We start from the raw sequence: 15,770 nt of genomic DNA on the forward strand, positions 1-15,770 counted from the left end.
GGCAGGCATGAAGTTTAGTTTTTAAAAAGATTTATGCAAAAAGAAAATTAGAAATGAAAGCTTCAGATAAGGAAATGTTTTTTTATAGTTAATAGTAATAAGGATTGCCTTGCCGGGCATGTCAAAACCAATCAGTATTTTAAATCAGATATTATGAAAAAAATATGGCAGAAGGATAACCTTGCCACCAATATATTAGTCAATAATTTTACCGTTGGGAAAGATCTTGACTTCGATGAGCGTTTGGCAAAATATGATGTCAAAGGGTCTATGGCACATTGCAAAATGTTAGCAGAAACCGGGATTATTTCCCAGGAAGAATCAGAGCAGATGTTATCTGTTTTGAATGCTATTTTAAATCAAATTGAGGATGGGACTTTTGAAATTGATAAAGAAGCTGAGGATATCCATTCTCAGGTAGAAGCAATCCTGATTGAAGAATTAGGAGATACAGGAAAGAAAATTCATACCGCAAGATCAAGAAATGATCAGGTTTTATTGGATATTAAGCTGTATTTATTGGATGAGATCCGTGAGATCACTGCCCTTACAGATGAGTTTTTCCAGATTTTAATTCAGTTGGCAGATCAGCATAAAAATGTTCTGCTTCCGGGATATACTCACTTGCAGATTGCAATGCCTTCCTCATTCGGATTGTGGTTTGGAGCGTATGCGGAAGCGCTTTTGGATGACGTGGAAATGCTGTTTTCAGTGAAGAATATCATTAATAAAAATCCATTGGGATCAGCGGCAGGGTATGGTTCATCTTTCCCGATTAACCGTGAAAGTACAACCTATAACTTAGGATTTCAGTCGATGAATTACAATTCGGTGTACGCTCAGATGACCCGTGGAAAGTCAGAAAAACTACTGGCGATGTCTATGGCAACTTTAGCGGGAACACTCGGAAAATTCGCTTATGATGTATGCTTGTATTTGAACCAAAACTTTGATTTTATCAGTTTCCCAAAGGAATTCACCACAGGAAGCAGTATTATGCCTCATAAAAAGAATCCGGATATCTTTGAACTGGTTCGTGCACGATGCAATAGAATTCAATCACTTCCGAATGAACTTATTTTATTGACCAATAATCTTCCTTCAGGATATCACAGAGATGTACAGCTGACCAAAGAAATTCTTTTCCCGGCTATTGATTCGCTGAAAGAGTGTCTGGAAATCCTAAGCTATACTTTGCCCAATATTAAGGTAAAAGACGGGATTCTGGAGGATGAGAAATACAAATACCTTTTCAGTGTAGAGAAGATCAATGAAGAAGTGAAAAACGGCAGCTCTTTCCGTGATGCTTATGTGAAAGTAGGGCAGGAGATTGAAAACAATGCATTTGAATTTGAACCTGGAAACCTTGAACATACCCATCAGGGAAGTATCGGGAATCTTTGTCTGGATAAAATAGAATATCAGTTCAATAAACTGAAAAATAAATTATTGGGTTAGAATCTAAGCCATTAAGGTCATCAGAAACTTAAGCAAAAATCAGTGGAATTTCTAAATTATTTTAGCCTGCTGTCTTTTCGTTGTGGAAGCCTTAATCTTATAAATCTTATCTGCTTAAGTGATCTTAATGGTTAGATTTTACTCCGCTCTTTGAATTTGATGATTGATAACTTGAACCATTAAGATAGATGAAGGGTTTAAGATAAGTTAAGAAAATCTGCGATTTTTTAGCCGTATTGTTTTAAAATTCGCTTGCGAATTTCTTAATAATTCTTTACCTCTTAAAAGCTCTTAATGGTTTAAAAAGAGAAGATTTATTCCAGATCAATTTTAAACTTGGTAGACTTTTTCACCTCGTGAAGCACAATGGAGCTGTGGTATTGCCCGATATTAGGAATGTTTGAGATCACATTCACAGCAAATTCATTATACGAATTGATGTCCTTGGCAATGATCTTCAACATATAGTCATACTCTCCGGAAAGACTGATGATTTCCTGTACTTCATCATATTTACCGATATGGTTCTCAAAAGTTTCCAATACTTTCTTGGATTGTTCTTTGAGACGGACATTACAATAGACTACAATATTTAAACCCAATTTTTCACGGTTTAAAAGACCCACATACTTCTGAATGATCCCTTGTTTCTCCAGTTGTTTGATTCGCTCATACGTAGGAGTGAAGGTAAGACCAATCTTTTCGGAAATTTCTTTAACCGATAATGTGGAGTCTTCCTGAATAATGCTGAGAATCATTTTGTCTTTTAAATCCATAAAATAATTTGAATTGTAACAAAAATATTAATTTTAAATGAGAATAAGGAAATACTGAGGTTTTTAATTTATTTTAAACTTTGTTTTTGTAGGTTCATAAAATTGTTGTATCTTTGCACCTAATGAATAAAAAAGCATTTATATCATTAGATTTACCGGGCGAAAGCGCCCTTTACGATATTTATTGTTATTAGCGAAGATTGTTGTCTTCGCTTTTTTTATGCCCAAAAATAAGAATTATGTTTACGATTACAGAACTAAGCACCGAGAGAATCAACAGTATACTGACAGAAGCGCTGGCTTTTGCAAACGGTAAAACTGCTAAAATTGAAGGAGAAGTTTTTTGCTCAAACCTTTTCTTCGAAGACAGTACAAGAACGAAAACAAGTTTTGATCTTGCAGAAAGAAAACTGGGACTTCAGGTAGTTCCGTTTGATGCATCACACAGTTCGGTAAACAAAGGCGAAAGTCTTTATGATACAGTAAAGACCATTGAAAGTATAGGAGTAAACCTGGTGGTAATCCGCGATAAGAAAGACAGATACTTCGAGGAATTAAAGAATATCAGCATTCCTGTGATCAACGGCGGAGACGGAACAGGAAATCACCCTTCACAATGTATGCTGGATTTACTGACCATTTATCAGGAATTCGGAAAGTTTGAAGGATTGAAAGTAGGAATTGTAGGCGATGTAAAACACAGCCGTGTTGCCAATTCAAATGCAGAGGCATTAAGAAGATTAGGGGCTAAAGTATACTTCTCAGGACCGGAACAATGGTTTGATGAAGGAGCTTTAATCAACGGAACTTATATGTCAGTAGATGAGTTGATCGGAGAAGTGGATGTTTTAATGCTGTTAAGAATCCAACACGAAAGACACGATTCTGCCATGAGTTTTACTGCTTCAGAATACCATAAAAGATATGGTTTGACTAAAGAAAGAGAACAGTCGATGAAAAAAGAAGCAATTATCATGCACCCGGCTCCCATCAACAGAGGAGTGGAAATAGATTCAGACCTTGTAGAATGCAAGAGATCAAGAATCTTTAAACAAATGCAAAACGGAGTGTTCGCAAGAATGGCCATTTTGAAAGAAGCGTTGGAAAGTAAAGGGTATACCTTTAAATAAGAGCCAAGTTAAAGAGCCAGGGTAAAAGTAAGAAGTTAAAAGTAAGTTAAGCCCCGTAGGGGCGGCCTGTTAATAGCAATGGGAGAAGCCCATGGAAATAAAAAGGATTTAGATAATCCAAGCCCTGTAGGGGCGACCTGTTAATGACATATAAATAAATAATAAGAGATAAAAGTTTAAAATGAAGAAAAAATTAATACTGGAGTCCGGTGAAGTGTTTCATGGAGAAGGTTTCGGAGCAGAATTGGAAACTGCAGGAGAAGTAGTTTTCAATACCGGAATGACAGGGTATCAGGAATTGATTTCTGACCCGTCGTATTGCGGTCAGATTGTTTGTATGACCTATCCGCTTATCGGAAATTATGGTATTAACCGTGATGATTATGAAAGTATTGAGCCGGCAATCAAAGGGCTTATCGTAAAAGAATTATGCGATCTTCCTTCCAATTTCCGTACTCAGATTACTTTAGATGAACTATTTAAAAAGAAAAACCTTTCAGGAATTTCAGGAATTGATACAAGAAGACTGACAAGAATTCTTCGTAACTCCGGAGTAGTAAAAGGAAAAATTGTAAATGCTGAGGCTGATGAAGCTGCTGTAGCTTCTGAATTGAAATCAACAAACTTCCCAACCAATCAGGTAGAAGAGGTTTCAACAAAAACACCTTATGCTAACCCGAACAGAGGTTTCAAAGTAGTATTAGTAGACTTCGGAGCAAAACTGGGAATTATCAGAGAGCTGTCTCAAAGAAACTGTGATATCATCGTAGTTTCTCAGGATACGACAGCAGAAGAAATCTTATTGATGGATCCGGACGGAATCATGCTTTCAAACGGTCCTGGTGACCCTGAAGATGTACCACATGCTTTAGATATGATCAGAGGATTATTAGGAAAGGTTCCCATCTTCGGAATCTGTTTAGGACACCAATTGATCGGTCTTGCCTGCGGAGCAAAAACTTTCAAACTGAAATTCGGACACAGAGGAGGAAACCACCCGGTATTGGATTTAGAGAAAAATACAGTAGCCATTACTTCTCAAAACCACGGATATGCGGTAGATCAGGAAAGTTTAAAAGGAACAGACCTTATCGAAACGCACATCGCATTGAACGACAGGACCAACGAAGGATTAAAACACAAAATCCACCCTTGCTTCTCAGTTCAGTATCACCCTGAAGCAAGCCCGGGCCCTGAAGATGCAAACTACCTGTTTGATGAGTTCATTGATTTAATGTACCAATTTAAAAATGTACCAGTTTAACAATAATTAAAATGATCAATTTCGAAAACAATCCTTTAATTGAAAAGACCGTTAAGTTCTCATTAGATATTATAGAGTTCTGTGAATTATTGGAAAGTAAAAAGAAATTTGTTATTGCTAAACAGTTATTGCGTTCGGGAACAAGTATTGGAGCAAATTCTTTTGAAGCACAAAACCCATACAGTAAAAAAGATTTTGTGAATAAAATTAAAATTGCTGCTAAAGAGCTTGAAGAAACAAAATATTGGTTATATCTGTGTAAACATTCTCAAAGTTATCCATTTGATGAAAAATTGGAAGCACAGATTATAGAAATTGGAAAGATTATTTATAAAATTTTAAGCACGAGTTTATCAAATGAAAACGGTTAGTAACATTGTTACACTGTTAGACTGATAAATTGTTACATTTTAAACCCCTATGAAAAGAAACGATATAAAAACAATTTTAGTAATCGGTTCAGGACCTATCATCATTGGTCAGGCAGCTGAATTTGATTACGCAGGAACGCAGGCTTGTCTGTCTCTGAAAGAAGAAGGCTACAAGGTAATTTTGATCAACTCAAACCCTGCAACAATTATGACGGATGTAGAAATCGCAGATAAAGTATATATCGAACCGATTTCATTACAGTTTGTAAGCCACATCATCAGAAAAGAACGTCCGGATGCTTTATTACCAACATTGGGAGGTCAGACAGGACTGAACATGGCGGTAGAACTGGAAAAGTCAGGAATTCTTGAAGAATGCAAAGTGGAAGTACTGGGAACAAAGCTTTCTGCCATCAACAGAGCAGAAGACAGAGATCTTTTCCGTGAGCTTATGAGAGAATTGAACGAGCCGGTTCCGGAATCTGATATCGTAAATACGGTAGAAGGAGCCCTTGCTTTCGCAGATGAAATCGGATATCCTGTAATTGTTCGTCCTGCCTTTACAATGGGAGGAACAGGAGGAGGTATTGCTTCCAACGAGGTAGAATTGAAAGAAATTGCCGAATTGGGATTAAAGCACAGCCCGGTTACACAATGTTTGATTGAAAAATCAATCGCTGGTTTCAAAGAAATAGAATACGAAGTAATGCGTGATGCAAACGACAACGCCATTGTGGTTTGTAACATGGAAAATATTGACCCGGTAGGAGTTCACACAGGAGACTCTATCGTAGTAGCGCCTTCTCAGACCCTTTCAGACAGAGAGTATCAGTTATTGAGAAATGCTTCTTTAAAAATCATCAGAGCGTTAGGTATCGAAGGAGGGTGTAACGTACAGTTAGCTTTAGATCCACATTCATTCGAATATTATATCATCGAGGTAAACCCGAGAGTTTCCCGTTCATCAGCCTTAGCAAGTAAAGCAACGGGGTACCCGATTGCAAAAATCGCGGCAAAAATTGCTGTAGGATTGACACTTGATGAAATCATGAACCCGGTAACTGGAAAAACATACGCATGTTTTGAACCGGCGCTTGACTATGTGGTAACAAAATTCCCAAGATTCCCATTCGATAAATTTGAAACGGCAGACAGAAGACTTTCCACTCAGATGAAAGCAACTGGTGAAGTAATGGCGATCGGAAGAAACCTTGAAGAATCTTTACAGAAAGCGATCCGTTCATTAGAAACAGGAATCAAGCATTTAGGATTAAAAACGAAACAGGCTGAGGCACTTACTGCTGAAGAAATCGAAAGAAGAATCAGAGTGTGTGATGATGAGAGACTATTCATCATCGGAGATGCATTAAGAAGAGGATACGACTGGGAACAGATTGTAGAATGGAGTAAAATTGATAAATTCTTCATCTGGAAACTGAAAAAGCTGGTTGATTTCGAAAAAGTAATCGCTGCCAACAAATTTGATAAAGAAACATTAGTTGAAGCTAAGAAATTAGGTTTTGCAGATATCAATATCGCCGTTCTTTGGGATGTAAAAGAACGTGAAATTTTCAACTTCAGAAAAGAAAACGGAATAATGCCGGTTTACAAAATGGTAGACACCTGTGCTGCTGAGTTTGAAAGTGAAACGCCTTATTTCTACGGAACTTACGAAGAAGAGAACGAAAGTGTTGTTTCAGACAAAGAAAAAATCATTGTATTAGGTTCCGGCCCTATCAGAATCGGACAGGGAGTTGAGTTTGACTACGCTACCGTTCACTCAGTATGGGCAATCAAGGAAATGGGTTACGAAGCAATTATCATCAACAACAATCCTGAAACAGTTTCTACAGACTTTTCCATCTCTGATAAACTATACTTCGAGCCGCTTACAGAAGAAGATGTAATGAACATCATCGAGCTTGAAAAGCCAAAAGGAGTAGTGGTACAGTTCGGAGGACAAACTGCGATCAACCTTGCAGATAAATTAGCCTCTCACGGAGTGCAGATCCTGGGAACTTCACTGGAAGATCTTGACAGAGCTGAAAACAGAGATAAATTTGAGAAAGCACTTCAGGAGCTTGGCATTCCTCAGCCAAAAGGAAGAACTTCAACTTCTAAAGAAGAAGCTATAAAAATTGCTAACGAAATCGGTTACCCGGTATTAGTACGTCCAAGCTACGTTCTTGGAGGTAGAGCAATGGAAATTGTATACGCTGAAGCAGAATTGGCCTACTACATGGAAAATGCGGTAGAGGCGAGCCCTGAACACCCTGTTTTGGTTGACAAATACATGGTAGGAAAAGAAATCGAGGTTGATGCCATCTGCGACGGTGAAACAGTAGTGATTCCTGGAATTATGGAGCACATTGAAAGAGCAGGAGTTCACTCCGGAGACTCTATCGCGGTATATCCACCACAGAATATCTCTCAGAGTGAAATTGATACTTTGGTAGACTATACACAGAGACTGGCAAAAGGATTGAAAGTTATTGGATTAATGAACATCCAATACGTTCTTTTCGAAGGAAATGTATATGTAATCGAAGTAAACCCTCGTTCTTCAAGAACAGTTCCTTTCTTATCTAAGATCACAGAAGTTCCGATGGCTAACCTTGCAACAAAAGCAATCTTAGGACAAAAACTTAAAGATTTAGGTTATAAAAACGGATTGGTTCCAAACAAAGAAGGCGTATTTGTGAAAGTACCGGTATTCTCTTTCTCTAAACTAACGAAGGTTGACATCTCTCTAGGCCCTGAAATGAAGTCTACAGGAGAGGTTATGGGGAAAGATACAACCCTTGAAAAAGCACTTTACAAAGGATTGGTTGCAGCAGGAAGAAAAGTTCCTATGCACGGATCTATCCTTTTCACAGTAGCAGATAAACACAAAGATGAAGCAGCGGCTCTTGCAGCAAGATTCCATGAAGTAGGATTCAGAATCTGGGCTACAGAAGGGACTGCAAAATTCTTCGGAGAAAAAGGAATCCCTTGTAAAATCGGATACAAAATCGGAGAAGAAAGTGTAAACCTTATCGATCTGATTCAGAAAGGAAAAGTTCAGTATGTTGTGAATACCACTACAAAAGGTAAGCAGGCAGAAAGAGACGGATTCCAGATCAGAAGAATGAGTGTGGAAAACGGTGTTCCTTGTTTAACTTCAATGGATACAGTAGAAGCAATCCTAAAAGTAATCGAAAGTATGAGCTTCAAAATGGAGACGATGTAATTTCGAAAAATAAATATTCAAAATCCCACAAGTTTTCTTGTGGGATTTTTTTATCTGAAAAACTCATCTATTAAAGTAATCTGATTATTTTTACAAAAACCATCTAAACTTCAATACAATGAGTAGAAAATCAATTACAATAGGATTCTTAAGCTTTATTTTCGTAATGGTACTTTCGGGATGTTCATGGTTGACTGATTTTTATATTCAAAATATGACCGGGACCAAAAAAATAATAAAGATCAATTATAGTTATCCTATCTCAAAATCGATTGATAATGGATCCGGCAGCTTTGGATTTAATTATGAGAATGGAATACTATCACCGCGGTCTTTTTATAAAATCAAAAATCCCAAGTCTCTCGAAAAAATAGAAATAAGAGATTCTTCCATCGTTGTTGAACTTTATCCAAATTCAACAACAAAAATTTACAACAGCCACAATGGAAGTTGGAGATATAAGATTAAAAGTGTTGAGATTGATGGAAAAATATTTTATCCTGCGGAACTGCAGAATAAAAGCCGGTATATTCGTAATGATTATGTTTATAAAATTGAATAAAGAAAAAAGCAAGATTCTAGCAGTTAGGAAAAATGTGATGGTGTTATAAGCAATTTTATGAAAAACTTGATTGAAAAAGCATTTCTTTGGTTAATTATCAATTGTTTTTTATCGGTTCAGCTTAAAGTTACATGATGTTTGCCGAATTATTTATAAATTAGAGCGTTAAAATTCAAGCTGTTATTATTATTATTTAAAAACTAATAAGAATTCCACCAAATCAAAATATAACCATGGCAGAATATTACGCAAAATCAAGCAATTCTTTATCTTTTGAAATCACAAAAGAAGAAAAATTAATTGGAAAGCTTACTTATGCAAGCTGGTTTAAATTTAATGCTGTTATTGAAATTGCAACTGGTCAGAGCTATCAGGTGGAACCAAAAGGCTTCTGGGGAACCACCATTGAGCTGAAAGATCACGAAAGAGTCCTTTTAAAATTCAGGATGAACTGGAATGGTGAAATTGTAGTGCAGACTTATTTTGATGGCGTGAAAAACGGTTATCTCTTTAAACACAGAGGCATCTTTAAAGAATCATTTGTCCTTACAGATCAGGAAGGAGTTGAGCTTATGATCCTTAAACCACATTTAAAATGGACCTCCATGAATTATGAATACCAGATCACCACATCTGATTCCTTTGAAATGTTCCCGGATAAAGAGATTGTCTTAATTAATGCTTTGCATTGTGCTAATTATTACATGTCGATGATGATGGCTATGTAAGGTTAATCCTATTTTTTACAGTATTTATGATCAAAATTTATCGCTTTATTAGCATTTTAAGTTTATTCTTATTCTTTAACTGCAATAAATTTACTGATAAAAATTTTACAAAAGAATTCGCAAAATTTGTTTCTGACTCAGATCAGGTTTTATTTGAAGGTGATATTTTACATCCTGTTTATGCCTATCTTAAAAATGGCAAATTAAAAGGTCTTGAAGTTAATAACCACCCTGAATGTGGAGATTACACTAAAAGGTATTTTTTTTCTGACGATGAAAAGTTAATGAAGATTGTCATCGAAAAAAATTATGATAACGAAAGCTGTGGTAAAACTTTTGACTCAATATTTGTCATTGATCCTGTTTTAAGAAAAACGATCATATATACAAAAGATACTTATGGAAAAGAAATAAGTAGTAATTTGATACAAAACGAGGAAATCAATATTGATCAGTATAAAGAAAAGATTAAGTATTGGAAAAATAAATCATAATAGTATTGTCTATTGATAAAATAAAGGGTTCCCGAATTTTTTAGAACCCTTTATTTACTATTGTTTCCTAATGCCTGTTATCACAATTTATCGGAAAATCCTTCTCCGTTTTATCTAAAAAACTAATGGAAGGACAGCCAAAAGACTGCGCAAGGAATCCAAAAATCACCGGAGGTTTTCCTTTGAAAAGATAACCGGTATATTGGAAAATGTTAGCTTCATCAGCATCTATTCCGTACAGAGGAAGAAATTCTCCGCCATCACTTGCTGCAAGACTGAATATTTTTTCTGCAATCTTTTCCTTGCGATCATTAATAGCTACAAGCTTACGTTCTGTGATGTTTCCTTCCTCAAGATAATCCTGAAGATAATAGGTCATATTTTCATATTGGGCCTGATAGGTTTTTCCTTGAGCTAATTTTGAATGGCCAAAATATTTTGAAATATCGGTATTCACTTTTTGCCATTTTACCGCTTTCATTTTATTTTCTATGAAAGGGTTTTTATTCCCAAAATAAGCGATGGCATTATTGTATCGGTCGTAGTCTGTCGTTTTTTGGTGAGTGGCTACCTGAAACCCCATCATGTAAGAATCCGGATTTAAATCTTCATCATCTGAATAAGGACTTAAATAAGCCACTGCTTTTAATTGACTAACAGGCATTCTTTGAAGTTTATTAGTCCCATACTCATAGATATATAGCGAATCTTTTTCTGTAAGATGAATCCCATCAAGCAATTTTTTTCTGCTGGGAGTATCCAGCTCAAAATGCTGGCGTTCCTCATAGGTCATCTGCTTCTGATTTTTCATAATATCCGCAGGAATAGGCTGTTCTCCTTTATAAACATCTGAAACAGAAATGAAAATATCCATATCAGAATCTTTTTCAGCGGATGAAATGATGGACAGACTGTAAATATTAAAATCGGTATAATCTATTTTCTCTTCAGTTTTTACTATTTTTAGAGAATCATTCGCTGGTTGTATTTCTGTGGCAACTGTTTTTTTCTCTTCTTTCTTACAGCTTACAATAGCCAATGGCAAAAATAAAAGAGTAGCGACCATTTGGGGTTTTATAATCTTCTGTAGCATTAAAGTGTTTATCATATTCTAATTCATTTTGTAATAAGGCTCTGAAAAATATTTGCTGGGTTTTATATAAGCTATTTTCCTGTCGGCATCAAAGATCCAGATAAACCTGCGGAGCATATCGGCACCCAGATAACTTACATTTTGTGTTTTAAGTTCTCCTGAGAAAAATCCAGCCGGGATATCTTTGAAAACACTCTTTCCCAGTTTGAAATAAGGAAGAATGGCCTGTTTGGTGGTTAAAGTTTTTCCTTCAGAATTTTTCAGCGTTTTTTCTCCGATTACTTTTAGCCTTTTGTCAAGATGCTTTTCTTCGGCAAACTCATTACTGTACAGAATCGCTCCGGAAAATCCTGATTGCAGTACAAAATAAGCTTCCTGCTGTTGATCTCTATTAATAATATTATCTCCGGCAAGATAGAATCCCTCATGATCTAAGATGATATTTAAAGGCTGGTAGCCATTCAGGTCCGGCATTTTATCAAAGATCACAAATTGGTTGTTATCATAATCAATTTTAAATGCTTTACCGTCAAAAATTCCGGTTCCTATCTTTCCGTCAGCTTCATGTCCTGTTAATTGATTGTCAAAGAAGCGCACATTTTTCTGCGTAATTTTTCCAATATCTACGGTATTATGATCACTGATTTCTTCTTTACTGAAAATAATATGATCTGCTTTCCGCTTTCGTTCAGGAGAAAGCGAATAATCTTTCATTGCAATCTGGAACATCAGATCCAGAGAATCCTTTTTGTTGACAAGGGTTTTGACAATAATATTATTGTGTTTGGTGATCCGGAAAGGGATAGTCTGCTGGGCTTTCATCCCGGAAAATCCAATAGAAAGCAGCATGAAAAGGGCTGTTTTTTTGAGCATTATCAGTGATTAGTGTTTTAAAACATTAAAATTACCTATTATCTTTGGAAAATCAAATAATAAAATAAAATGGTTGAAAAATTGCTTCAAAGCGGAATCCATTGGGAAAAGAAAGAATTCAAACGGAATGAGTTTCTTAAGATTTCGGGCAGTACGGATACTAATATTTATTTTATTGAAAACGGCAGTGTCCGGATCTTCATGATGGATGAAAATGAAGAGAGAATTATCCGTTTCGGATATACCGGAAATATTATTGTCAGTCTTGACTCTTTTTTATCAGGAAAACCCTCTGATCTATATATTCAGGCCATTAAAAAAACAACTGTGAAAATTGCTTCAAAAAAAGATTTTTATGAGTTTGTACAATCTGATGAAAGGCATATGGAATTTTGGATGAATATTCTTGAAGATCTTGTATTGCAACAATTGGAAAGAGAAAAAGATTTGCTGATCAATGCTCCGGGAGAACGCTTTGATAGAGTTTTAAAACGAAGTCCGAAGCTATTTCAGGAAGTTCCCAATAAATATATTGCCAATTACTTGAGAATGTCACCGGAAACGTTGTCCAGACTTAAAAAATCTTGAGTTCAGTCAATATTTAAGAATGATCTGTTCAGGATATTTGCATAAAAAAACGTAATGAAAATTTTAACTTCAGCACTATTAGATGAATTAAAAGAAATAACCCGCCAGCATTTAGAATATGCGCAGACTCTCACCCTAAAAACAGAAGAAGAGCTGAACTTCAGAATCTCACAGGATAGCTGGAGTACATTGGAATGTCTGGAGCATCTCAATCGCTATGGAGATTTTTATATTCCTGAAATCAACCGCAATATTTCTTCTGCCGGGAAGTCTTCCCAACCTTATTTTAGACCTGGGATTCTAGGAAATTATTTTGCTGAAAGTATGATTCCTAAAGAGAAAATGAATAAGATGAAAACGCTTAAAGCAATGAATCCTATCCACAGTCAGATACATAAAAGTGTAATAGATACCTTCATAAAACAGCAGGAAAAATTACTTGAATTATTGGAAGATGCCCGACACACGGATCTGGAAAAGGTAAAGACTAATATAAGCATTTCAAAGCTGATCAAACTGAGGTTGGGAGATACATTCCGGTTTGTTATTTATCACAACACGAGACATATTGAACAGATAAAAAGAATTTTACCTCATTAAAAAGAAGTTATAATTCCCAAAAAGCTTAATTTTAAACTAATGGAAATTATACACCAAAAAAACATAACAACCCCACTGGGAGAAATGGTTGCCTGCGCCATAGACCGGGGAATCTGTCTGCTTGAGTTTACAGACCGGAAGAATATGGAAAAACAGCTGAAGGCTTTGTCAAAAGCTTTGAAGGCAGAGATCGTAGAAAAAGAACATCTTCATTTTCACCAGTTAGAAGAAGAATTAACAGAATATTTTGAAGGAAAAAGGAGCCGTTTTGAAGTTCCGCTGTTTACCACAGGCACTGAATTTCAGGAAAAAGTCTGGCAGCTTCTCCGTGAAATTCCAATGGGAGAAATCAGAACCTATAAGCAGCAGTCAGAAAGGTTAGGAAATCCAAAGGCAATACGTGCCGTAGGAACAGCTAATGGAATTAATAAAATTGCCATTTTAATCCCTTGTCACCGTGTAATGGGCTCCAACGGAGAATTGGTGGGGTATGCCGGAGGTATCTGGAGAAAACAAAAGCTGCTGGAGCTTGAAAAAGCGATTCTATTTTAAAACTGAATTTCGAATTCAGAGAAATATTGAAAAAATAGATGTTCATTTTTCGGTTGTATACAACTTCATCATCTTTCTACTTTTGAATAAAAAAATTATGATAAGTTTTGAACAGTTACATCATCGTGAAGAACCACTACTTTTGGGTAATGTATGGAATATAGAAATCTACGGAGAGCTTGAAAAAGCAAGTCAGAAGGTTACAAATGGAAGAAATTTTTCACCTCTTTTTATTTAATCATGAAGCTTACAGAAAAAATAATGTATGAGGCATCTTATACTAAAGATGTTTCATTTGAAGGAATATTTTGGATGGGCGTAAAAACTACGGGAATATTCTGCAGACCAACCTGTACAGCAAGGAAGCCAAAATTTGAAAATGTAGAATTTTTTTTCAATACCAAAGATGCGATGCTAAAGGGATATCGCCCGTGTAAAGTATGCAGACCTTTGGAAAACCTTAATGCAACGCCACCATCTATTAAAGAATTGCTGAAAGAAATTGCAGATGATCCGACATTAAAACTCAAAGACTATGATCTTGTTAAAAGAGGATTGGAGCCTGCAACAGTCCGCAGGTGGTTTCTGAAACACCATGGAATAACTTTTCATGCCTTTCAGAGAATGTCAAAGCTCAATACAGCATTTAAAAAACTTCAACAGGGAGAATCGGTTACAGAGGTAGCATTTGATACGGGATATGAAAGTCTGAGTGGTTTTAATGAAAGTTTTAAAAATATTTTTGGGGTGTCTCCTAAAAATAATACGACGGAAAAGATTATTGATTTGAAGAGAATTGAAACCGCGCTGGGAACCATGATAGCCTGTGCTGATGAAAATGGGATCTGCCTTTTGGAATTTTCAGACAGAAAAGCACTTCCTACAGAGCTGAAAAGTATTTCAGAACACTGTAAAGCTAATATTGTTCAGGGAGAAAATCCTCATTTTGATACCTTGGAAAAAGAACTGAAAGAGTACTTTGAAGGAAATAGAAGCCAATTTACCGTTCCTCTTTCTCCGGTGGGAACCGCTTTCCAGAAAGAAGTCTGGAATATTCTACAGAATATACCTTACGGAGCAACAAGAAGCTATCAGGAACAGGCCGATATCCTGGGAAATCCTAAATCTGTGAGAGCAGTGGCCAATGCAAACGGTTTGAATAAAATATCTATTATAATACCATGTCATCGTGTAATTGGGAGTAACGGACAGTTAACGGGATACGGTGGAGGAATCTGGAGAAAACAAAAATTACTGGAACTGGAAAAGGCTATTTTGTTTTAGAAACCTTTTTATCACTCAGAATAAAAGCGAAGATAAATTCATTTTTAAAAGACATTGGCTTAAAAGAATATAACCATAGAAAAATATCGGTAAAACAAAATTTAACGAAGTTTGTGAAAGCTATTTTGTTTTGATTTTTGTAATTTTAAACAAAAATTTACACGTGAAAAAGTTATTAGCAGCAGTTTGCATTTCAGTTTCAGCATTAAGTTTTGCTCAGGATTATTCTGTGCCGGCAGCAAGCCCGCGTCAGAAGGTTGAGCAGCAGTTTTCAATGTCTAAGATTTCCATCGATTACGGAAGACCAGGAGTGAAGGGACGTAAAATTTTCGGAGAATTGGTTCCTTATGGTCAGGTTTGGAGAGCAGGTGCTAATTCGTCTACGAAAATTACTTTCGGACAGGCCGTTAATTTCGGTGGGAAAACAGTTCCTGCAGGAACTTACGGATTGTTCATCGTTCCTACAGAAAAAGAATGGAAAGTGATTCTGAATAAAGATTTCCAACAGTGGGGAGCTTACACTTACGATCCTAAACAGGATGTTGTAGATGTTACCGTACCGGTTAATAAATTAGCAGACAAGCAAGAATGGTTTGAAATTACCTTGAATCCTACAGATGAAAACACAGGAAACTTAGTGATCAAATGGGATATGGCTCAGGCAGAAGTTCCTTTGAAACCATCAAAATTAGACACTGTGATCAAGATTTCTGACAAATTGAAAGAAATCAAAAAAATAGAATCAGATTCTACTAAAAAGAGCTAAGC

16 protein-coding genes are annotated in these 15,770 nt (G+C 36.1%); 13 read left to right on the plus strand and 3 right to left on the minus strand.

The window, feature by feature from the left end; all coding sequences use genetic code 11:
* Positions 1-153: 153 nt before the first annotated feature.
* Positions 154-1,458 carry an argininosuccinate lyase gene (argH, locus tag FN817_RS01090; RefSeq protein ID WP_142716339.1) on the plus strand — a complete coding sequence of 435 codons (1,305 nt, stop codon included), beginning with the start codon at positions 154-156 and terminating at the stop codon, positions 1,456-1,458.
* Between the two features lie 314 nt (positions 1,459-1,772).
* On the opposite strand, the gene FN817_RS01095 is transcribed toward argH, so the two are convergent.
* Complete coding sequence (locus FN817_RS01095) at positions 1,773-2,234, minus strand: Lrp/AsnC family transcriptional regulator (RefSeq protein WP_002980286.1); 462 nt, start codon at positions 2,232-2,234, stop codon at positions 1,773-1,775.
* 239 nt (positions 2,235-2,473) lie between these two features.
* On the opposite strand from FN817_RS01095, the gene FN817_RS01100 reads away from it, so the two are divergent.
* The 7 genes from FN817_RS01100 to FN817_RS01130 all read left to right on the plus strand — a co-directional run bounded on the left by FN817_RS01100 (position 2,474) and on the right by FN817_RS01130 (position 10,012).
* A complete protein-coding gene (locus tag FN817_RS01100) occupies positions 2,474-3,364 on the plus strand; it encodes an aspartate carbamoyltransferase catalytic subunit (RefSeq protein ID WP_142716340.1) in 891 nt (296 codons plus the stop codon).
* 181 nt (positions 3,365-3,545) lie between these two features.
* Positions 3,546-4,628 (plus strand): carbamoyl phosphate synthase small subunit, encoded by a 1,083-nt coding sequence (locus FN817_RS01105; protein ID WP_142716341.1) that lies wholly within the window; start codon positions 3,546-3,548, stop codon positions 4,626-4,628.
* Positions 4,629-4,639: 11 nt separating this feature from the next.
* Positions 4,640-4,999, plus strand: a complete 360-nt coding sequence (locus FN817_RS01110) for a four helix bundle protein (protein ID WP_142716342.1) — start codon at positions 4,640-4,642, stop codon at positions 4,997-4,999.
* A 49-nt stretch (positions 5,000-5,048) separates the two neighbouring features.
* On the plus strand, positions 5,049-8,228 hold the full coding sequence (gene carB, locus FN817_RS01115) for a carbamoyl-phosphate synthase large subunit (RefSeq protein ID WP_142716343.1): 3,180 nt from the start codon (positions 5,049-5,051) through the stop codon (positions 8,226-8,228).
* A 118-nt stretch (positions 8,229-8,346) separates the two neighbouring features.
* A complete protein-coding gene (locus FN817_RS01120) occupies positions 8,347-8,790 on the plus strand; it encodes a hypothetical protein (RefSeq protein WP_142716344.1) in 444 nt (147 codons plus the stop codon).
* 233 nt (positions 8,791-9,023) lie between these two features.
* On the plus strand, positions 9,024-9,518 hold the full coding sequence (locus FN817_RS01125) for a hypothetical protein (protein ID WP_142716345.1): 495 nt from the start codon (positions 9,024-9,026) through the stop codon (positions 9,516-9,518).
* Positions 9,519-9,544: 26 nt separating this feature from the next.
* Positions 9,545-10,012, plus strand: a complete 468-nt coding sequence (locus FN817_RS01130) for a hypothetical protein (RefSeq protein WP_142716346.1) — start codon at positions 9,545-9,547, stop codon at positions 10,010-10,012.
* A gap of 67 nt (positions 10,013-10,079) precedes the next feature.
* Here the strand turns inward: FN817_RS01130 and FN817_RS01135 are convergent, their stop codons facing one another.
* Together FN817_RS01135 and FN817_RS01140 are read right to left on the minus strand one after the other, a co-directional pair.
* Positions 10,080-11,120, minus strand: a complete 1,041-nt coding sequence (locus FN817_RS01135) for a hypothetical protein (protein WP_142716347.1) — start codon at positions 11,118-11,120, stop codon at positions 10,080-10,082.
* A 3-nt stretch (positions 11,121-11,123) separates the two neighbouring features.
* A complete protein-coding gene (locus tag FN817_RS01140) occupies positions 11,124-11,978 on the minus strand; it encodes a hypothetical protein (RefSeq protein ID WP_142716348.1) in 855 nt (284 codons plus the stop codon).
* Between the two features lie 69 nt (positions 11,979-12,047).
* On the opposite strand from FN817_RS01140, the gene FN817_RS01145 reads away from it, so the two are divergent.
* The 5 genes from FN817_RS01145 to FN817_RS01165 all read left to right on the plus strand — a co-directional run bounded on the left by FN817_RS01145 (position 12,048) and on the right by FN817_RS01165 (position 15,768).
* Positions 12,048-12,566, plus strand: a complete 519-nt coding sequence (locus FN817_RS01145) for a Crp/Fnr family transcriptional regulator (RefSeq protein WP_142716349.1) — start codon at positions 12,048-12,050, stop codon at positions 12,564-12,566.
* A gap of 54 nt (positions 12,567-12,620) precedes the next feature.
* Positions 12,621-13,166: a DinB family protein gene (locus tag FN817_RS01150; RefSeq protein ID WP_142716350.1), complete on the plus strand. Its 546-nt coding sequence runs from the start codon at positions 12,621-12,623 to the stop codon at positions 13,164-13,166.
* 39 nt (positions 13,167-13,205) lie between these two features.
* Complete coding sequence (locus tag FN817_RS01155; RefSeq protein WP_142716351.1) at positions 13,206-13,718, plus strand: methylated-DNA--[protein]-cysteine S-methyltransferase; 513 nt, start codon at positions 13,206-13,208, stop codon at positions 13,716-13,718.
* Between the two features lie 240 nt (positions 13,719-13,958).
* Complete coding sequence (locus tag FN817_RS23505; RefSeq protein ID WP_142716352.1) at positions 13,959-15,002, plus strand: bifunctional transcriptional activator/DNA repair enzyme AdaA; 1,044 nt, start codon at positions 13,959-13,961, stop codon at positions 15,000-15,002.
* 163 nt (positions 15,003-15,165) lie between these two features.
* On the plus strand, positions 15,166-15,768 hold the full coding sequence (locus FN817_RS01165; RefSeq protein ID WP_142716353.1) for a DUF2911 domain-containing protein: 603 nt from the start codon (positions 15,166-15,168) through the stop codon (positions 15,766-15,768).
* Positions 15,769-15,770: the final 2 nt, after the last annotated feature.

The organism is Chryseobacterium rhizoplanae (assembly GCF_900182655.1).
GTDB lineage: Bacteria > Bacteroidota > Bacteroidia > Flavobacteriales > Weeksellaceae > Chryseobacterium > Chryseobacterium rhizoplanae.